Annotated in this window: 17 protein-coding genes and 1 pseudogene; 8 read left to right on the top strand and 10 right to left on the bottom strand. The window is 61.1% G+C overall.

From position 1 onward, the window contains the following. Positions 1 to 544 (bottom strand): annotated as a pseudogene (locus B0B52_RS05495) (hypothetical protein); the annotation flags it as partial. 330 nt (positions 545 to 874) lie between these two features. Beyond that, positions 875 to 1,726: a M14 family murein peptide amidase A gene (locus B0B52_RS05490; protein WP_077592618.1), complete on the bottom strand. Its 852-nt coding sequence runs from the start codon at positions 1,724 to 1,726 to the stop codon at positions 875 to 877. A 67-nt stretch (positions 1,727 to 1,793) separates the two neighbouring features. Here B0B52_RS05490 and B0B52_RS05485 point away from each other — a divergent pair, with 67 nt between their 5' ends. Continuing rightward, positions 1,794 to 2,312, top strand: coding sequence for a flavin reductase family protein (locus B0B52_RS05485; protein ID WP_077592617.1), 519 nt, complete (start codon positions 1,794 to 1,796; stop codon positions 2,310 to 2,312). A 22-nt stretch (positions 2,313 to 2,334) separates the two neighbouring features. After that, on the top strand, positions 2,335 to 3,231 hold the full coding sequence (locus B0B52_RS05480; protein ID WP_077592616.1) for a DMT family transporter: 897 nt from the start codon (positions 2,335 to 2,337) through the stop codon (positions 3,229 to 3,231). 9 nt (positions 3,232 to 3,240) lie between these two features. On the opposite strand, the gene B0B52_RS05475 is transcribed toward B0B52_RS05480, so the two are convergent. The 7 genes from B0B52_RS05475 to B0B52_RS05445 form a co-directional block, all read right to left on the bottom strand. Beyond that, entirely contained in the window at positions 3,241 to 4,050 is an 810-nt protein-coding gene (locus B0B52_RS05475) for an SDR family NAD(P)-dependent oxidoreductase (protein WP_077592615.1), read from the bottom strand. A gap of 54 nt (positions 4,051 to 4,104) precedes the next feature. Beyond that, a complete protein-coding gene (locus tag B0B52_RS05470; protein ID WP_077592614.1) occupies positions 4,105 to 4,860 on the bottom strand; it encodes an SDR family NAD(P)-dependent oxidoreductase in 756 nt (251 codons plus the stop codon). Next, entirely contained in the window at positions 4,853 to 5,782 is a 930-nt protein-coding gene (locus B0B52_RS05465) for a branched-chain amino acid ABC transporter permease (protein WP_174575472.1), read from the bottom strand. The genes B0B52_RS05470 and B0B52_RS05465 overlap by 8 nt, the downstream gene beginning before the upstream one ends. Before the next feature lie 108 nt (positions 5,783 to 5,890). Continuing rightward, complete coding sequence (locus tag B0B52_RS05460) at positions 5,891 to 7,240, bottom strand: ABC transporter substrate-binding protein (protein ID WP_077592613.1); 1,350 nt, start codon at positions 7,238 to 7,240, stop codon at positions 5,891 to 5,893. Between the two features lie 30 nt (positions 7,241 to 7,270). Next, positions 7,271 to 8,173 carry an NAD(P)-dependent oxidoreductase gene (locus tag B0B52_RS05455; protein ID WP_077592612.1) on the bottom strand — a complete coding sequence of 301 codons (903 nt, stop codon included), beginning with the start codon at positions 8,171 to 8,173 and terminating at the stop codon, positions 7,271 to 7,273. A 22-nt stretch (positions 8,174 to 8,195) separates the two neighbouring features. Beyond that, entirely contained in the window at positions 8,196 to 10,115 is a 1,920-nt protein-coding gene (gene iolC, locus B0B52_RS05450; protein WP_077592611.1) for a 5-dehydro-2-deoxygluconokinase, read from the bottom strand. Further along, positions 10,112 to 10,984 carry a MurR/RpiR family transcriptional regulator gene (locus tag B0B52_RS05445; RefSeq protein ID WP_077592610.1) on the bottom strand — a complete coding sequence of 291 codons (873 nt, stop codon included), beginning with the start codon at positions 10,982 to 10,984 and terminating at the stop codon, positions 10,112 to 10,114. The genes iolC and B0B52_RS05445 overlap by 4 nt, the downstream gene beginning before the upstream one ends. Positions 10,985 to 11,135: 151 nt before the next feature. On the opposite strand from B0B52_RS05445, the gene B0B52_RS05440 reads away from it, so the two are divergent. The 4 genes from B0B52_RS05440 to B0B52_RS05425 are packed head-to-tail and all read left to right on the top strand — an operon-like array spanning position 11,136 to position 14,288. Next, on the top strand, positions 11,136 to 12,149 hold the full coding sequence (locus B0B52_RS05440; RefSeq protein WP_077592609.1) for a branched-chain amino acid ABC transporter permease: 1,014 nt from the start codon (positions 11,136 to 11,138) through the stop codon (positions 12,147 to 12,149). Beyond that, complete coding sequence (locus B0B52_RS05435) at positions 12,146 to 12,889, top strand: ABC transporter ATP-binding protein (RefSeq protein ID WP_077592608.1); 744 nt, start codon at positions 12,146 to 12,148, stop codon at positions 12,887 to 12,889. Before B0B52_RS05440 ends, B0B52_RS05435 begins: the two co-directional genes overlap by 4 nt. Next, entirely contained in the window at positions 12,886 to 13,620 is a 735-nt protein-coding gene (locus tag B0B52_RS05430; RefSeq protein ID WP_217349776.1) for an ABC transporter ATP-binding protein, read from the top strand. Before B0B52_RS05435 ends, B0B52_RS05430 begins: the two co-directional genes overlap by 4 nt. 5 nt (positions 13,621 to 13,625) lie before the next feature. Next, entirely contained in the window at positions 13,626 to 14,288 is a 663-nt protein-coding gene (locus tag B0B52_RS05425; protein WP_077592607.1) for an ATP-binding cassette domain-containing protein, read from the top strand. A gap of 45 nt (positions 14,289 to 14,333) precedes the next feature. Here the strand turns inward: B0B52_RS05425 and B0B52_RS05420 are convergent, their stop codons facing one another. Then, positions 14,334 to 16,349 (bottom strand): acetoacetate--CoA ligase, encoded by a 2,016-nt coding sequence (locus B0B52_RS05420; protein WP_077592606.1) that lies wholly within the window; start codon positions 16,347 to 16,349, stop codon positions 14,334 to 14,336. 156 nt (positions 16,350 to 16,505) lie between these two features. On the opposite strand from B0B52_RS05420, the gene B0B52_RS05415 reads away from it, so the two are divergent. Together B0B52_RS05415 and B0B52_RS05410 are read left to right on the top strand one after the other, a co-directional pair. Next, positions 16,506 to 17,492, top strand: a complete 987-nt coding sequence (locus tag B0B52_RS05415; protein WP_077592605.1) for a tripartite tricarboxylate transporter substrate-binding protein — start codon at positions 16,506 to 16,508, stop codon at positions 17,490 to 17,492. Positions 17,493 to 17,502: 10 nt separating this feature from the next. Next, the gene (locus B0B52_RS05410) at positions 17,503 to 18,531 is read left to right on the top strand and encodes a fumarylacetoacetate hydrolase family protein (protein ID WP_077592604.1); all 1,029 of its coding nucleotides are present in this window, start codon (positions 17,503 to 17,505) and stop codon (positions 18,529 to 18,531) included. The last annotated feature ends 32 nt before the right edge of the window (positions 18,532 to 18,563 follow it).

Here is an 18,563-nt window from a genome sequence, read left to right as displayed (position 1 = left end):
CCCCATATTCGCCTATCGAAAATTGCCGGCTTTCCATCACGCGCTTGAAGAAGGGCCGGTCACTGGCGTCGGCCCCCACCCTCCCCGCCTCCGAATGGCACAGCACCTTCCCGTCGAGTGTCAGGGCACCCAGATCGGTGTATTGCGGATGAGCTGCCTTCAGGTTGCGCAGATACTCGTCACACGGACGAGGCAGCCGTTCCTTGATTGGCGGCGCACTCGCCAGATCGCCAAGCAGTTGCCGGATAGCCTCGACCTGTGGCTGCTGGCTAGCGGCAGCCAGCAACGCCTGGGACTGCAATGTGGAACGTGCAAGCCTCAGGGCGTCAGCCTGTTTGCTGGCGGCTGTCCAGGCAAACAACCCGAACACCGGCACCAAAGCCACCGCGACCAACAACACCAGACGGGCGCGAAGCCCCAGGGAATTCACCATCGCATGACCTCGCCTTGTACCTTCCGTTTGCACAGAATCGTGGAGCGTCTCTTGCAGGACCAGGAAAAAGGTGAGCGCGCACCGCTGCAAGAGATCGTAGTCCTTTGGCATTGCATTGCCTACACGAGGCAACGCCAATGGAAGCCAAAAGCGTGACAGTCTTGCGCTTTCCCCACTGGCCAAGTCCCCGCGTGCTGACGCGCGACAGGCTCGCCCTCCTCCTGCATCGACCCCCAGGATGCGCTGACCGGCGCCTGGCCCCGGCCGGACCGAGGCCTTGCTGCCACAGTGGCTGCAGGGAAACCGGGAAATCGGAGAATTTGGCCGTTGGCTTGCTACTTATTCAATAGCTACTCATGCACACGAACAAAGGGTCGGAAGGCGTTTTGACCATTAACCAAAGCGCCGGGGAGAGCAGGCGCAGCAACCAGCCCCTGCAATTCAGGGCGTGCGCGCCAGCCCCGTAGAGCCATTCGGAGGAACTCGTTCCGACATCCATCGCAGCAGGTCCAGCCACATCTGGCGCATCTCGGCATCAAGCGGCGTGCGCATGGCGTTGGGCAGCTCGATGGTGACCACCGGCACGCCCTTGTGAACACCGCCGTAATTACCCAGCGAGCCGGGGAAAATGCCGACCTGGTCCAGGTAGAGCCGGCCCAATTTGGATGGGGGAACCGACGGCCCGTCAAAGTCGAGCACGCCATAGGGCGCATGGATGCTGACAATCAAGTGAGGCTTGAAGCGCTGCATTTCCTCATGCAGAAACCGTGACTCCGGTTCGGACAGTGGCTTGGGCCCCGGCCAGCGGCGTGGATCCTTACGGGTACGCTTCTCCCAGTACACCTTGGCGTCACGTTCCCAAAACGGCGTTGGGAAGTTGCGATTCAGATCAACCCCGTTGGCATTGACGCGGCTCGGCGGGCTGGACAGCAACCCGTCCGGATTGAGGGCCGGAACAAAGCGCCAGTGGATGGCCTGCGACCAGGGCGCGTTGGTTTCCTCGGCCATGCGGATCCAGTGCAGGGCCACCGAAGTTGACGACAGCTCATCACCATGAATGGCACCCAGCACCAGAACCCGCTGCTGGGCCACCTCGGGTCTGACATCGCGCATCCACAGAGTCTGCCCTCTGACTGATCGGGCGGGCGTCGCCTGCAACTGCGCGGCCTCGCACAGGCTTTGCTTAAGGTTCGGCAGTTTTCGAACAAAGTCGTCGCAAGGCCCCGCAGCCTGTGCGCTGTGAGCTATCAAAACAGAAGCAAAAAGAAGGGCGGCGGTCCAAGGCAAACGCATGCGCCGATTTTACGCGCCACCCCAGGGCAGCCGCGCCGGCACAGGACGGTTCAGGTAAATTACACCCATGACGCCCCCCAAGCCTTTGCGCCAGGCCAGCCGCCCGGATTTTTCACCGAATGAGTTCCGCGCATCACTCGCGATGTTTGCCACAGGCGTCACGATTGTCACCGCGCGTACAGTCGAGGGAGAACTGGTCGGGTTGACGGCCAACTCCTTCAACTCGGTCTCGCTGGCGCCGCCCCTGGTGCTGTGGAGCCTGGCGCAAGCGGCCGGCTCCATGCCGGCATTGAGCACCGGCTCCCACTACGCCATCAACATCCTGGCCGCCGACCAGAAAGAACTGGCCGAACGTTTTGCGGCGAAACGCGAAGGCCGCTGGACGGGCGTCGCCTGGACTGAAGGCGTGAGCGGCTCGCCCTTATTGACGGGCGCGGCGGCCACCTTCGAGTGTTTTAACCGCAGCCGCTATGAAGAAGGTGACCACGTGATTTTTGTCGGCGAAGTCGAGCGCTGCGCACACCGCGCCGGTGCTGCGCCGCTGCTGTTTCACGGTGGGCGTTTTTACACCGAACATCCGCTGTAAGTGCGGCCACGGCCACCGGGACATGACGACACGCAAAACCCATCTCGACACCCTGTCCATTTCACTGCTGCTGGTCTGCTGCCTGTTCTGGGGCTTCCAGCAGGTGCTGGTCAAGGCCACGTTGGTAGAGGTGCCTCCGGTGTTTCAGGCCTCCATCCGTTTTGCCGGTGCGACGCTGCTGCTCTGGCTGTGGTGCGCCTGGCGCGGTGTCCGGCTTTTCTCGGCCGACGGCACGCTGGGTGCCGGCCTGCTGGCAGGTGGTCTGTTTGCCATCGAGTTCGCCTGCCTGTATGTGGGCCTGCAATACACCAGCGCCTCGCGGTTGACGGTGTTTCTCTACACCTCGCCGTTCTGGGTGGCGGTGCTGCTGCCACTGTGGGTTGCCTCCGAAAAACTGCGTCCCGTGCAATGGATCGGTCTGGCCTGCGCCTTCGCCGCGGTGGCGTTCGCCCTGCGCGAAGGTTTCAGCGCCGGTGCGGCCTCCACCTGGTCCGGGGACCTGTTGGCGCTGGCCGCCGGCATGTTCTGGGGCCTGACCACGGTGGTGATACGCGCGTCCTCGCTGGCCCGGGTCTCGGCTGAAAAGCTGCTGTTCTACCAGGTGGCCGTGAGCACGGCGGCGCTGCCCTTCCTGTCACTCGCACTCGGTGAACAATGGGTCTGGGCCTTCAGCCCGTTTGCCGTCACCTCGCTGTTGCTGCAAACGGTGGTGGGCGCCTTCGCCAGCTACCTGGCCTGGATGTGGATGCTGGGCCGCTACCCCGCCACCAAAATTTCGGTGTTTGTGTTTCTCACACCGCTGTTTGCCCTGTTGTTCGGTGCACTGTGGCTCAAGGAGTCGGTCACGCCCAGCCTGCTGGCTGCACTGGTGCTGGTGGCTGTGGGCATCGTGCTGGTGAATCGCAAGCCGACGACCTGAAGAGTCGGCCTACTGTGAGGCTGTGATGCCGCCATCCAGGTAGAGGACCTGACCGGTCACAAAAGATGCCGCGGGCGCCGCAAAAAAAACGGCAGCACCGGCTACATCCTGCGGATCGGCAATACGGCCCAACGGAATGCGCTCAAGCACCTGGCGATGGGTGTCCGGATTTTCCAGCCAATGACGCGCCATTTCCGTCTGGACCACCGTGGGAGCGATACCGTTGACCGTGATGCCGTGCGGCGCCAGCTCACTGGCGTGCTGACGGATCAGCATGACCAGCCCCCCCTTGCTGCTGGTGTAGGCCGAATAGCCGCGGCCGCGCAAGCCCAGCTGCGCCCGCACCGACAGAAGATGAACCTGCGCCCCGCCGCGCCCACCGGCTATCTGCTGCTTTGCAACGGCTTGCGCCAGGAACATCGCGGCTTTCAGATTGACTTGCAGCACTTCATCAAAGGCTTCCTCCGTGACTTCAAGCAGCGCCTGCTCCCGCTGCATGCCCACGCAATTAACCAGGATGTCGAGCCGGCCAAAATGCCCGGCCACCGCATCGACCGACGCCTGGATGTGAGGCACTGAATGCGCGTCCATCGCCAGCCCGGCGGCGTCGTGGCCCGCGGCACACAGTGCGGCGGCCACATCGCGTGCCTTGCCCTCGTCCCGCCCTGACACGGCAACCTTGGCGCCAGCCATCGCCAAGGCCCAGGCAATGGCTTCGCCGATGCCCCCGTACCCGCCGGGCACGTACGCAACCTTGCCGCTCAGGTCAAAGAGGCCCGTCAGGGCCGAAGTGAAATCAATGCGGGGAGTGAGGCTCATGAATGACCGGATTGTGTATCCAAATTCTTGTCGAAACGAAAGGGCTTTCCCGCCTCAATCCATCAGCAGGCCGCCATTGAGGTCAATGATTTCTCCGGTAATGAACCCGGCCAGGGGTGAAGCCAGAAAACGCACCACGTGCGCAAACTCCTCGGGTTCACAAAACCGCCCTACCGGAATGTCCCTGAGCAGCTTCTGCCGCTGCTCCTCGTTGAGCTGCTCAGTGATCATGGGCGTCTTCACATAGGCCGGCGCGATGGCATTGGCCGTCACGCCGAACGATGCCAGTTCGCGCGCCAACGAAAATGTCAGCGCGCTCATCGCACCCTTCGACACCGAGTAAGCTGTACCAGCCGTGAGCCCACCGGTTTTTGCAGCGAGCGAGCTGGTGTTGATGATGCGACCGAAACCGCGGCTCTTCATGGCTGGCACAACCTGCTGCGAAAGGTAGAAGGCCCCATCGAGGTTGGCGCCCAGTACACGCCGCCATTCCGCGGGGGTGGTCGCTTCAACCTTGTTGTTCGAAAGAATGCCGGCGTTGTTGACCAGAACGTCGACAGACCCCAGCGCCTGCACGATCCAGGCATGGCCTTCTTGCACCGCTTCAACATCGCTGATGTCAAAGGAAAAAGGCATGGCGTTCTCGCCGAATTCTGCAGCCAGCACCCGGTTGCGCGCTTCGCTGAAATCAACCATCGCTACTTTGCAGCCGTCTTCCAGCAGTACCCGCGTGGCGGCGGCGCCCATGGTGCCCGCAGCGCCGGTTACCAGTGCGACTCTTCCCTGAAGTGGTTTACGTTGATCAAACATCCAGCACGCTCTTCTTTCCAAACAGGCCGCGCGAACGAAAAGTCACCACGGCAATAAACAGAAGGTACATGGACATCAAAGACCATTCCGAGGCGTAGGAACCGGTCAGCCCAACGACCATGCCCACCATGAGTCCCGCGATCACCGCACCCCACAGCGAGCCAACGCCCCCTAGAACAATGATCAGGAACGCCGGCACCACGGCATCGACGCCGACGTGCGGCCGTATCCCCCAGATCGGCGCCATGACAACCCCCGCAATTGCTGCCAGCGCCACACCAAGGCCAAAGACGAAAAGCCGCAGGCGCGACAGGTTGATGCCCAGGGCCCGCACCATCTCGCTGTCATGCGCACCGGCCTTGATGATCGCGCCATAAGGCGTTTTCTGCAGGAACAGCCAGAGCATCACAATCATCAGGACGGCAAAGCCGCTGGCAAAGAAGCGGTACTTCGAATACACCAGATCACCCAAAAGCACGGCGCCTGAAATCGCCTGGGGCAGTTGCAGCTGCTTCTCCGACGAACCCCACACAATGCGTATGGCCTCCTCAATCACCAGGGCGGCACCAAAGGTCAGCAGCAAGCCATACAGCGGGTCACGCCCATAGGTGCGGCGCATGCACAGCTCCAGCAACATGCCAAAAAGCCCCACAAAGACAGGCGCCAGAATCAGCGCAATCAGGTACCGCGTTTCAATGGGAAAGGCCATGTACCAGGCTTGAAGGTTCGGGAACATGCCAAGCTGCGGCGCCACCAGAAAGAGCGCGAAATACATGCCCAGGGCAAACAGGGAGCCATGCGCCAGATTGATGGTCTCCATCACCCCGACAATCAGCATGAAGCCCAAGGCTATAAGCGCAAACAACAGGCCAAGCGACACGCCGTTGACTAAATGCGGAATCAGCTGGAACAGGAAGTCCATAAAGTGTTTGTTAGCGGTGGCAGGTTAGATTCGCTAGCGCAGCGCCAGTAGTTTGGCGCTGCGGCTGTTGGGTTGCGCCGGCCTTGTCAGTGGGGGTCGTGACGAGACCTAGGCTTCGTAACTCGGCGTGGCTTCGTAACTCTCGAGCTTGCAGGCGCCCAGGGAGTCCTTGTCCTGCACGTCTTTCGGGTCGGCCTGGGTCAGGATCTTGAAAATATCGTCCTTCTCAGCGGGCGCATCATTGAAAGTGGCCATGTAGATGGTTTGCTGGCATTGATGCGTGACCGGGTCCATCCAGGCGTCGTAATGCTGCAAGCGATCGACCGCTGTCATCTTGCGGCCTTCCAGCTTTTTGATGACGGCGATGTTGTTGGTGGTGCCGGCCTCTTCAATACAGCGCAGCAGTTCCCGCGTGGCCATGTAGCCGTTGTGATAGACGTTGCCAGGCACACGAATGGCCATGCCTGGGAACTGCTTCTGGTAAGCGGCCACAAACTCTTTCACACCCGGAAGATTCAGGCGCCAGTACCACGTGGTACCAAACACGCCGAAGATCGCATCCGGCCCCAGGCCGTACACATCGGGCCAGTCCTGCTGGTTGTTGATCCAGGCCATGGACTGGTTCATCTTGAGCTGCACCACCTGCTGGCGCAACGCCTTGATGTCGTCCCCGCCCACGGCTGTGGCCACCACGTTGGGTTTGAGCTGCTGCAGCTTGAGCAGATAGGCAGAGAAGTCACGCGTGTTCTGCGGCACCAGCAGCTCTTCAACAACACGCCCGCCATTGGCCTCGACAATCGCCCGCGTAGCCTTGGAGGTCGTGTGGCCCCACACATAGTCGTTGGTCAGCAGCACCCAGTTGCGGCCGCTGGCCTTGATGGCATTTTTGACCGTCGCGTTGGAGAAGTTCGTGCCGTTACCATCCCATACAAACTTGGTGCGGTGGCAGTCCTTGCCAGCCTCGGTCGGGGAGCTGGAGTTGGTATTCAGGAAAATGGTGCCGTATTTCTGCGCAACCTGGGAAATGGCATTGGACACGCCGGAATGCACCGCGCCGATCAGGAAGGCAGCCTCGTTGCGGGTAATCATGCGTTCGGCAACTCGCGAACCAGTCGCCGGTGTGGTCTCAGTGTCAATGTGAATGGCTTCGATGCGCCGGCCCAGCACGCCACCCTTGTCATTGAACTCCTTGATGGCCATCATCGCGCCCAGCCGCTCCTCGGTGCCGGATGCCGCGTACTGGCCGGAGGCGTCCATGGTCAGGCCAATGGTCAGCGGCTTTTTCTGGGCAGTTTGTGCCCAGGCATGGTTGTGCTTCCACGGTCCCATGAATGGCGCCGCGCCATACAGGCCGGCACCGACCAGCGCAAGACTGGACTTCTTCAAAAGATCACGGCGCGACGCCAACGGGGCGTCTGATGCCGGTTCGGGAAGGGTGGTTTTTTTGATGTCGCTCATGTTTGTCTCCTGCTGTAGTAGGGGGGGTGGTTAACGGGGAACGATCTTGACGTCGTTAAGTTTTTCCTGGGCTTCGAAAAGGGAGGCGATCAGCTTGCCGCCAAAGCCGGCGTTGCTGGCCTGGATCAGGCTTTGGTGCGCGGCTTCACCCATGAAACTGGTGACAGGCAGCATTTCCGCCAGGTGGGTGTAATAGCGCAGGTCTTTCTGCGCATTGGCGATGCCGAACTTGAATCCGGTCACATCACCCTCCTTAAGGGTTTTGGTGGCCATCATCTGGAAGATGCCGCAGTTCACACCGCCCGCCGAAATCACGTCATACAGCTTGTTCAGGTCCAGGCCACTTTTTGCCGCGACCGCAAAAGCTTCGGCAATCGACGCGGCAAAACTCATGGCCATCATGTTGTTGACCAACTTGAGCACATGGCCGTGACCGGGCGGGCCCACGTGGAAGATGTTTTCGCAGAAAGCTTTCAACACCGGCTCCACGAGTTGGAAATCTTCCGGGTCGGCGCCAACCATGGTGTTGAGCCGGCCTTCCTCCGCCTCCTTGGGCGTGCGGGCGAGGGGCGCGTCCACCAGCTTGATGCCTTTGACCGCCAGGTCATTCCGTATACGGGTGCTGGACGCAGGCTCGGCGGTGGAGGTGTCCACGACGATCAGACCCTTGCGGCCACACTCCAGCAGGCCGTCCTTGCCGTAGATGATCTCCTCGACCTGGGGTGAGCCGGTCACACAGATGAACACAATGTCCGATGCCTGCGCGCAGGCAGCATTGCTTGTCGCCTCCTTCGCGCCCGCGGCAATCAGGTCGGCCAGGTTGTCGCGGTTGCGGTTGACCTTGAAGGTGAGAGCAAAACCCTTGGCCAGCAGGTTTTTGGCCATGCCGTGGCCCATCATGCCAATGCCTATGAATCCGATTTTCTGTGTCATGTGTTGTCCCTTTGTTGGTTGATCAGCTCACGGCCTCGGTGGCGCCGGCCCGCGCTTCGTCCCACAGCCGGATGAGCCTGGCGTACCGCTGCGCGATGTCTTCAATCACCTGCGCGTCATCCATGCGGCCCTCAAACCATCCAGCTGCCGCCTCGGAGAAAATGGAGCGCCCGACGGCAAAACCGCGGCAAATGGCATGTGGTGCTGCAACGCGAAAGCTCTGCTCCAGCCGATCCTCACTGGCCTCAAGGCCAAGCAGCAGTACGCCGCGGCAATGCGGATCGTTCTGCTCGATCACCGCAACGATGGCCTCCCATTCCTGGGCAGATTCAGCGGGAGGAAGCTTCCACCACTCGGGGAAAATTCCGGCGCGATAGATTTGCTCAAGCGCCTGCGCCAGCGTGTTGCTGTCTCTTGGCATTTCCTTCGGAGGAATCACCTCCACCAGAAACTCATGAAAGGTATCGGTGCTGGCACGCTGCAATTCCATCAGCCGTGCCAACTGCTGTTCGCGCAGTGAAAGCGGGTCTTGCGGGTGATAACTCACCAGGCACTTGGCCACGTGTTCGCCTGGCCAGGACCGCATGGCCTGCGACAGGTGAGCACCCGCCTCGAACTGCAAGGGCCGTGAGCCCGGCAATTCAACCGGCCGCGCAACCCACCAGCCTTTGCCTGTCATGGTGGGCAACACTTCGTCTCCAAACCGGCCGTCCACAATGATGCCGACACCGGCCCGGCCCCCGGCTCCGCGCCTGGCACCCTCTGCAATCAGTGACTTGAAATGCCTGATGCGCTCATGGTTCGCGTTGTGCCGCGCGGCCAGCTCTTCGAGTTGGACGCGATGATCAAATGCCAGGATGACCAGCTCGGCCCAGCGTCGCGTGCGGGTGGTGGCCCTATGCAAGTGCTCAAGCCCTGCATCCTCCCTGAGCCGCCGGGTGTTCGATCCGTGGAGCAGGAAGAACTGCAGCTCTTCCCAGCTGGGCATGGCAGGCGCACAACCGTGGCGCGAGACCACCAGCGCACCACAGGTATTGGCATAAGTACAACACTGGGCCAGAGGTTCGTTGCGGATCCAGCCTCGCAGGAAGCCGGCCATGAAAGCATCTCCTGCACCGAGGACGTTGTAGACCTCCACCGGAAAACCCGGGCCCTTGAGTCCCTTTTCCAGTTCATCCGGAATGGCCCCCTCGAACACCACACAACCCATGGGGCCGCGCTTGACCACCAGGGTGGCCGCAGTCAGCGCCCTCAGGCCGCGCAATGCGGCCAGCGTATCCGTGCTGCCGCCAGCAATGTGAATTTCCTCTTCGGTACCGACCACCAGGTCACAGTCGCCAATGACAGTCTGCAGATGGGCACTGACCTCACCAGAGGGAATGAAGCGCTGTTCCCCCATGCCTGGGCTCGTCAGGCCCCACAGCACAGGCCGGTAGTCGATGTCCAGCACCACGCGGGTACCCGCCTGTCGGGCCAGCGTGATGGCTTTGCAGCATGCGTCGTAAGTGCCCGGTTGAGACAAGTGCGTGCCGGAGAGCAGCAGGGCCGAACTTGAGGCAATAAACCCAGCGTCAAAATCATCGGTGCTGACCGCCATGTCAGCGCAGTTGTCGCGGTAGAAAACCAGCGGGAAGGTTTCCTGATCCTGAATACCGAGGAAAACCAGCGCCGTGAGCCGCTTGGGATCAGTCCTGACATGGCTGACATCAACCCCCTCGGCACTCAGGGTCTCACGTACAAAGCGGCCATTGTGTTCGTCGCCCACACGGGTCAGCATGGCGGGCCTGAGCCCCAGGCGGGCCATCCCCACCGCGGTGTTGGCGGGCGAGCCTCCAAGGTATTTGGTGAAGGTCAGCATGTCCTCCAGGCGGCCGCCGATTTGCTCGCCATACAGGTCGACAGCCGCACGGCCCATGCAGATCACATCAACAGCGCGTGTCATGCCGCCCCCTTGCGCCGGGCCTGCTTGCTCTCGGTCTTGCCTGCACCCTGCTCAGCGAGGTGGTGTCCGGTGCTGACAACCAGCGCTTGCGCAAGACACAGAGGCGCAACCAGGGACCGAAATGGTTTGGACGAATCGTCCGCCAGTTCAAAGCAAACCCTGGCAGGAGCCTTGAGCGGCGAGACAGGGCCGTCCGTGATCGCAATCACAATTGCGCCGAGCTTTTCTGCGGCAACGGCCGCATCAATGACTTCCGGGGAATAGTTGCGAAAACTCGCGACAACCAGCACATCACCGGGCGCAATGGAACGAAGGCTTTCGCGAAGCATGCCGCCGGTGCCGTCCAGCAGATGGGTACGCAGTTCCAGCTGGCTCAACGCGTAGGCCAGATAACCCGCCACAGGAAACGCCCGGCGCTGGGCCAACACATGAATACGGGGGGCCGCCGCCATGAGCTTGACCGCTCCCTTCAGGTCAGCCTGCCGGATACTTTCTTCAAGGTGACCCAGCTCGGCCACCGACTCGCCGACCAGTTCGTGCAACACCCCGGCAGGTGCGCGGCTGCCATTGACCTGCTTGCGCCGCATCTGGGCAATACGATCGCGGTAGCTGTCTGAACGCTCCAGCAGATGACCGCGAAACACCTGCTGCATTTCAGAAAAGCCGCCGTAACCCAGCGCATTGGCAAAGCGGATCATGGCGGAGGGTTGCACCTGGGTCGCCTCCGCAACGTTGGCCACGGTACCCAGTGCCATTTCGTTGGGTTGCTCCATGGCGAAGCGCGCGATACGCTGCAACTGCTTGGACATGTCCGGATAGGCCCGGGCCATCAGCTCCTTGAGATCTTCGTAGGTCGTTACAGGGTCCATGGGTATCCGTCGAATCAAAAAAACACACCGGCCACCTGCTGGTGCGCCGCATAAAATAGAATAAATATTCTTGCTTGGCTAAATATTAGAATGTATATTCTGTTTTGTCCATCTCTTTTAATCAAAAAAATTCAACCGAGACACAACGCTCATGCAACTTGCCTCTGGCCGTGCGCCCCTGTTTCCCGTGCCCATGCTGATTACCCTGGTGGTGCTGCTGTCCACGCCACTCTGGGTGGCGCGCGTCGGCCTTTATCAGTACCTCGCTCTGGAAATCATGATCTGGGTGCTCTTCGCCTTGGGCTACAACCTGCTGCTTGGTTTTACCGGCCTGCCCTCTTTCGGTCATGGCGCTTTTTTTGGGGTCGGCGCCTACGCCTTTGGCTTGCTGCAGCTGCGCGTCTGGCCCAATCTGTGGTTTGACCTGGCAGGTGCGGTATTGATCACCGCAACGCTGGGTGCCGCTGTCGCAGCGTTCATTTCACACCGGCGCGGCATTTACTACGCCTTGCTGACCATCGCCTTCGGGCAGGTTTTCTGGTTTGTCGCCAACAAGTGGCATACCGTGACCGGCGGCGAGGACGGCCTGCTCAACATCAAACGCCTGCCAGCCGACTTTGGTTTTGTCTCTTTTGACCTGGCCAGCAACAACGCGCTGTTCTTTTTTTGCCTCGCCCTTTTTGCAGCGGTGCTGGTCGCACTCTGGCGGCTGATTCATTCACCGCTGGGCCGTGTCCTGAGTGCCATCAAGCAAAACGAAACCCGCGCAGCGTTTGTGGGATACAACGTCTGGCTCTACAAGTGGCTCGCATTCACCCTGTCCACTGCGGTGGCGGGACTGGCAGGCGCACTGTTTGCCATGGCGCAGCAGTCGGCGTACCCGAACGTGATGAGCCTGCACACCTCCGGATTCGTGGTGATGATGGTGCTGATCGGCGGAGGTCTCGTGAGCTTCTGGGGCCCCGTTATTGGCGCGACGTTCTTTATCCTCGCGCGTGACTTGCTGGGCGCCTACACCGAAACCTGGCTGCTTTGGTACGGGCTGATCTTCATGGCCATGGTGTTGTTCAAACCAGAGGGTATTGCCGGGGTATGGCAGGCGTGGAAGAACAGGCCGCGCAAGGCCCCGATTGCAGCCGCAACACGCGCGGAAGGTGTGCTGTGAAGCTGTTTGAAGCCCATGGCCTGTCCAAGCGGTTCGGAGCACAGATGGTGCTGCAGGACATCACACTCGGTTTTGAGGAAGGCCAGCTCGCCGGCATCATGGGGCCCAACGGTGCAGGCAAGACCACCTGCTTCAATGTGCTGACAGGGCGCTACAAGCCTGACCGTGGTCGAGTGACGTTTGCCGGTGAGAACATCACCGGCCTGTCACCACGCGAGATTGCGCACAAGGGCATCTCCCGCTCCTTTCAGATCATGAACCTGTTTGACAGCTACACCGCGCTGGACAACATCCTTGTGGCCACGCCGCACGTGCGCAAGCAGGGCTTTAACGCCTGGCGCGATCTCGGAGCAGACACCACCGCACAGCAGATGGCCGCGGCGGTACTGGAGCGGGTAGGACTCAAAGGGAAAGAACACGTGCTGGCCAGCAGCCTGTCTTACGGCCAGCGCCGCGCGCTGGAAATTGGCGTTGCACTAGCGGCTGAACCGCGCATGCTGTTTCTCGATGAACCTACTGCAGGATTGGGCGCCGAAGGCACCGCGCGCTTGATGGACTTGGTGAGGGAGCTCAAGCAGCAACTGACGATTGTGATCATTGAGCACGACATGAACTTCCTGTTCAGCCTCGCAGACCAGATTTCGGTAATTCACTGGGGTCAGGTGATCACGCAGGGCACACCTGCCGAGCTGCGGCAGAACGAGTGGGTCCAGCGTTCGAACCTGGGAGCATTGGCATGAACGCTGTCCTGAAACCTTCAGCGGCTCCGGCCGACATGCTGACCATCGATCACATCGACACCTTTTACGGTGAAACACAGGTCCTGTTTGATGTGTCCCTGCGCGTGGGCGCCGGTGAGGTGGTGGCCCTGCTGGGCCCGAACGGCGCAGGAAAGACAACCACGCTGCGCTCCATTCTGGGCTTGACCTCGCCGCGCAAAGGCAGTATTTCATTCGATGGCCGCGACATCACGGGCATGCCAACCCACGAGATTGCCAAGGCAGGCCTGGGCTGGGTTCCCGACGACAGGCGCATTTTCCCCACGCTGACTGTGGCCCGCAACCTGGCCATTGCCCGCAAGGCCACCCGCTTTCGGAAGTGGAGCGAGAAGGAATGTTTTGAAATTTTCAGCGCCATGGAATACCTGATGGAGCGGGAATGCGAAAACCTTTCCGGCGGCGAAATGCAGATGGTCGCCATCTCCCGCGCACTGCTGGGCTCACCCGGCCTGGTGTTGTTTGATGAGCCCAGCCAGGGTCTGGCGCCCAAGGTGGTTCAGGACGTGATGAAGACCATCACCCGGCTGAAGTCCGAAGGCATCGCCGTGCTGGTGGTCGAGCAGAACGTGCAAAGCGCACTGGCCGTTGCCAACCGCACCTACGTGATGAGCATGGGCAAGATTGTTCATGAGGGCCCGGCGGCTGAGCTGCGCAACAACGCCGCCTTGCGCCGGCAACTTCTTGGAGTCTAGCCAGCATGAAGCACCCCCTTTTGCGTGTTGAAAACCTTGCCAAGCAGTACCAGCGCGGACTGTTCCGGAAAACCATTACCTTCTCCCTGAGCGCCGACTTCGAGGTAGACAAGCCGTGTGTGATCGGCGTCATGGGACCCAACGGCTCCGGCAAGACCACGCTGTTTGAAATAATCACGGGAAGCAACCTTCCAAGCTCGGGACGCGTACTGGTCAATGGCCAGGATATTCATCAGGTTAGGACCAGGGAACGCGACCGGCTGGCGGTGCACTATCACCAGTCCTACCAAGTGCGCTCATTCCAGAAAAGCAAGCCCGACTTCATGCTGCAACACGCTGAGGGCAACTCGCCTTTGGTGCATTTGTTCGACGAGCCGCAGTTCAATACCCAGGACGGCTACATCGGTTTCATGCTCGATTTTTTTGCGCGGCTCAAAAGCAATGGGCGTCTCGTCTTCCTGTGCCTTCACCCCAACGAGCCGTACCACATCGATATCCTGCGCAAGAGCTGCGAACGATTCATCTTTGTGCAGAAAGGGGTTGTCACGCAGGCCGCCGACTTCGCCAGCCTGACGGCCGATCCGCGCGTGCGCACCTACCTGGGTGCGCTGGCTCCGGCCCTTGAACCGCCACATTCCAATCCTTCGCTGCAGTTTCAGCCAGCCTGACCTTCAGCGTTGTCACCGGCTCGTAGGCCGGCGCTGCCTGTCTTCTCACCCGGCTTTGGCGCGCTCTCGGGCCAAGGCCACATACCAGTCCAGACAACCCGGGTTGGCCATGGCATCCTTATTGACCACCTTGTCGATGGGCTGCCCCAGCAGCAGCTTCTTGATCGGCAGCTCCTGCTTTTTACCGGACAGCGTTCGTGGGATCTCAGGCACCTGGAAAATCTCATCAGGCACGAAACGCGGTGACAGGGCCTGCTTGATGGCGTTGTTGAGGCGGGCCTTCATTGCATCGTCCAACGCCACCCCTTCGCGCAGCACTACAAAAAGCGGCATGTAACTCTCGCGGCCGAGATACTCCAGATCCACCACCATGGAGTCCATGACTTCGGGCAGGGCCTCGACCGCGCTGTACAGCTCGCTGGTTCCCATGCGCAGGCCGTGCCGGTTGATGGTGGCATCGGAGCGGCCGTAAATGATGCAACCGCCATCCGGCGTGATCTTGAGCCAGTCGCCGTGGCGCCAGACGTTGGGGTACATGTCGAAATAGCTGGAGATGTAGCGGACATTGCCGGTATCGCCCCAGAAAAAAAGCGGCATGGATGGAAGCGGCCGCGTGCACACCAGCTCGCCCACTTCACCGATCACCGGTCGGCCTTCTTCGTTCCACGCTTCGACGGAGCAACCCAGCAAACGGCATTGCATCTGGCCCGGCACCTGCGGCAACTCGCGGTTGCCGCCAATAAATCCTCCGGCAAAGTCCGTACCGCCCGAAATGTTGCACCACCAGATGTCAGAGGTCCCGACCTTTTCAAACTGTTCCGTACCCCAGATCTGTACCTCGGGCGACAGCGGAGATCCCGTGGTGCCGAGAGCACGCACCTTGGAGAGGTCGCCGCAGGCCGCCAGGTTCAAGCCTGACTTCATGCAGTTGGCAAAAAACGCCGCACCTGCGCCAAAGAAAGTCACGCCCAGCTGTGCAGCGAAACGCCACAAGGTCGTCCAATCGGGCCTGTCCTTGCTGCCCCCCGGGTTGCCGTCGTAGATGCAGCAGGTCGTGCCGTTGAGCAGACCGCTCATCTGTGCATTCCACATGACCCAGCCGGTGGAGCTGTACCAGTGGTAACGCTCGCCCCACGAATTGGCGTGGTAGCTGCAGCCCACGTCGTTGTGCAGGGTCTTGAGCGCCAGCGCCACGATGACCGTGCCGCCGTGACCGTGCACGATGGGTTTGGGCAGGCCGGTGGTGCCGCTGGAATACACAATCCACAGCGGGTGGTCGAAAGGCAGCCACATCGGCTCAAAAGCCTGAGTTTTGGCATCATTTCGGGCTATAGCCCTTTCCAGTCGGGCGCAGCCAGCTATTGATTTCGTAGCATCCAGATTGCCATGAACAATCACGTGCTGCACGCTGGGCAAGGCGACACGCAGCTCCTCCAGCACGGCGGTGCGGTCGAAGTCACGCCCGCCATAAGTCACCCCATCGCAGGCAATCAGCACCTTGGGTTCAATTTGCCTGAAGCGGTCCAGCACGGCGTTGGTGCCCATGTCGGGCGCACAGATGCTCCAGACGCCGCCTATGCTGACCACCGCAAGGAAGGCGACCATGGCTTCGGGAATGTTGGGCAGGTAGGCGGCCACGCGGTCACCCGGCTGTACGCCCTGCGCCTGCAGGTGCAGCGCCAGCGAAGCGACCTGGCGGCGCAGTTCCGGCCAGCTCAGCTCTTTGGGCTGTTCACCGCTGGCCAGGCTTTTTTCGTTGTGGCTGATGATTGCAGGAAAGCCCGCGGCGTGCGCCTTGTCCACATGGCGAAAGACCTGCCGCGCATAGTTGAACTGCGCACCCGGAAACCAGCGCGCGCCCGGCATCCGGTTGTCCGCAAGCACGGCGCTGCGCGGCGTTGGGGACTGAAGCTCGAAGTAGTCCCAGATGCTTTGCCAGAAGGCGTCAAGATCCGTCACCGACCAGCGCCACAGCGCGTCGTAAGAGTCGAAAGACAGTCCGCGGGTATCTCGCAGCCAGTCCTGGTAAAGACGTATTTGGGGAAGATAGGGAGCGCTCATCTTCCAAGCCTAGCAGTTCGCTGCGACTCCGGTTGTCTCCTGTTTTCTGATGCCCCTTCCCTGAGACATCTCTCAGGGTTTGTACGAATGTCTAATTATTTTGTACGTTCGTACAATTTATGCACCTGGTCCCAAATCATCGCAAGGAGACACCCCATGATCAACCGTCGACACTTCATGCACACCACCGGCAGCGCCGCCGCTTTGGCCAGCCTGGGCCTGCCCTTGACCAGCCACGCCCAGTCCTCGCTGGAAGTGGCGCGCATTGTTTCCGGCTTCCCGCCCGGTGGCACGGTAGACGTACTGGCCCGGCGCGTCGCCGACAAGCTGCGAGGCAACTACGCCACCAACATGGTGGTGGAAAACAAGCCCGGCGCGGCCGGCCAGATTGGCGTCATCACGGTCAAGGACAGCAACCCCGACGGCAGCGCAATGCTGCTGACGCCTTCGTCCATGCTGTCGATCTACCCCTACACCTATCCCAAGCTGCAGTACAAGCTTGAAGACCTGGCGCCGGTATCGGTGGGCGCCTACATCAACCACGGGCTGGCCATTGGCCCGGGCGTGCCTGCCTCGGTCAAGACACTCAAAGATTTTCTGGCCTGGGCCAAAACCAATGACGCCGGCGCCAATTTCGGCAGCCCGGGCGCCGGTTCGATGCCGCACATGATCGGCATCCTGCTCGGCAAGTTCACCGGCGTGGAATTGCGGCACATCCCTTACCGCGGCACGGTGCCAGGCGTGCAGGACTTGCTGGGCGGTCAGATTTCCTCGTTCTGCGGCCCGATCGGGGACTACATCCCGCATGTGAAAACCGGCAAGCTGCGTGTGCTGATGATCTCCGGCAAGACGCGTTCGCCTTTCCTGCCGGAGGTTCCCAGCCTGCGCGAGCTCGGCCACCCCCTGACCGTGCGCGAGTGGTATGGCTTTTTCCTGCCAGGAAAAGCCAAGCCTGAAGTGGTGCGGCGCGCTTCAGCCTATCTGCAGACGGCCCTGAGCCAGGCAGACCTGCAGGAGTATGGCAAACAGTTCGGCCTGGAAATCCAGTCTTCTTCCGCACCAGCCCTGGCTGAATTGCTGCAGGCCGATGCCAATGAGTGGCGCCGCCTGATCAAGCAAGTAGGCTTCACGGCCGAATCCTGAATCCCGTCCCATGCGTCTTTGTACTTTTCTTGTGGACGGTCGCCAGGAGCTTTGCGCGCTGGTCGATGGCGACACGCAGCTTGTGCGGCTGCAAGCCGCCAACGCCGGTCGCCTGGGCCAACCCGATCCGCAGCTCACTGACATGCTGGCCTTCCTGACAGCAGGTGAAGCTGGCCGCGATGCCGGTCAAGCCGCGCTGGACTTCGCGCTGGAATCCCGGATCGAGGGCGTGGTCCGCAAGGTCGCAGACCCCCGTGTGCAACAACTGGCGCCGCTGCCGCGGCCCGAGTCGATTCGCGAGTTCATGACCTTCGAGCAGCACGTGATCAACTGCGCGCGCAAGTTCGGCATGAAGCCCTGGCGTGCCCGGCTCGATGAATGGGTGGAAACGGCGTTTGGCCGCCAGCATACCCGGGCCTACCGGGACAGCCGGCCCTGGTACGAACGCCCGGTGTATTACAAGGGAAACCGTTTTTCCGTGGTTGGCCACAACGGCGAAGTGCGCATCCCAACCTACACCCGCGCCTTCGACTGGGAACTCGAATTCGGCATCGTGCTCGGCAAAGGCGGGCGCAACATTCCCAAAGACAGGGCGCGCGAGCACATCGGCGGCTATGTGGTCTTCAATGATTTCTCGGCACGTGATATCCAGGGCCGCGAGATGGGCGGGCGCCTCGGCCCCGCCAAGGGCAAGGACTTCGATACCGGCAACGCCATCGGCCCGGTGCTGGTCACGCCCGATGAAGTACCCGACCCCTATAACCTGACCATGACGGCACGCATCAACGGCGAGGAAGTCTCGCGCGGCCATTCCGGCGGCATGCGTTTCAGCTTCGAAGACATCATCGCCTACGTCTCGCAGGACGAAACGCTGTATCCCGGCGAGTTCTTCGGATCAGGCACGGCCACCCTGCCCGAATCCGGCCGCGATCGCCGCGGCTGCGGCGTCGAAATGGGCCGCTTCCTTAAAGCCGGCGACGTGATCGAGCTGGAAGTCGAGCGTCTCGGTATTCTGCGCAACACAATCACCCAAGGATGAGCCCCGCATGAGCACTGCTGCCCGCCCCCCTG

This window comes from Polaromonas sp. A23 (genome assembly GCF_002001015.1).
Taxonomy (GTDB): Bacteria; Pseudomonadota; Gammaproteobacteria; order Burkholderiales; family Burkholderiaceae_C; genus Polaromonas.
This window is presented reverse-complemented; position numbering and strand designations above follow the sequence as displayed.

Coding starts and splice junctions, on each gene's coding strand:
- B0B52_RS05410 (WP_077592604.1), top strand. CDS start 17,503: ATGCGTCTTTGTACTTTTCTTGTGGACGGTCGCCAGGAGCTTTGCGCG.
- B0B52_RS05485 (WP_077592617.1), top strand. CDS start 1,794: ATGACGCCCCCCAAGCCTTTGCGCCAGGCCAGCCGCCCGGATTTTTCA.
- B0B52_RS05430 (WP_217349776.1), top strand. CDS start 12,886: ATGAACGCTGTCCTGAAACCTTCAGCGGCTCCGGCCGACATGCTGACC.
- B0B52_RS05480 (WP_077592616.1), top strand. CDS start 2,335: ATGACGACACGCAAAACCCATCTCGACACCCTGTCCATTTCACTGCTG.
- B0B52_RS05425 (WP_077592607.1), top strand. CDS start 13,626: ATGAAGCACCCCCTTTTGCGTGTTGAAAACCTTGCCAAGCAGTACCAG.
- B0B52_RS05420 (WP_077592606.1), bottom strand. CDS start 16,349: ATGAGCGCTCCCTATCTTCCCCAAATACGTCTTTACCAGGACTGGCTG.
- B0B52_RS05465 (WP_174575472.1), bottom strand. CDS start 5,782: ATGGACTTCCTGTTCCAGCTGATTCCGCATTTAGTCAACGGCGTGTCG.
- B0B52_RS05460 (WP_077592613.1), bottom strand. CDS start 7,240: ATGAGCGACATCAAAAAAACCACCCTTCCCGAACCGGCATCAGACGCC.
- B0B52_RS05415 (WP_077592605.1), top strand. CDS start 16,506: ATGATCAACCGTCGACACTTCATGCACACCACCGGCAGCGCCGCCGCT.
- B0B52_RS05470 (WP_077592614.1), bottom strand. CDS start 4,860: ATGTTTGATCAACGTAAACCACTTCAGGGAAGAGTCGCACTGGTAACC.
- iolC (WP_077592611.1), bottom strand. CDS start 10,115: ATGACACGCGCTGTTGATGTGATCTGCATGGGCCGTGCGGCTGTCGAC.
- B0B52_RS05475 (WP_077592615.1), bottom strand. CDS start 4,050: ATGAGCCTCACTCCCCGCATTGATTTCACTTCGGCCCTGACGGGCCTC.
- B0B52_RS05445 (WP_077592610.1), bottom strand. CDS start 10,984: ATGGACCCTGTAACGACCTACGAAGATCTCAAGGAGCTGATGGCCCGG.
- B0B52_RS05490 (WP_077592618.1), bottom strand. CDS start 1,726: ATGCGTTTGCCTTGGACCGCCGCCCTTCTTTTTGCTTCTGTTTTGATA.
- B0B52_RS05455 (WP_077592612.1), bottom strand. CDS start 8,173: ATGACACAGAAAATCGGATTCATAGGCATTGGCATGATGGGCCACGGC.
- B0B52_RS05440 (WP_077592609.1), top strand. CDS start 11,136: ATGCAACTTGCCTCTGGCCGTGCGCCCCTGTTTCCCGTGCCCATGCTG.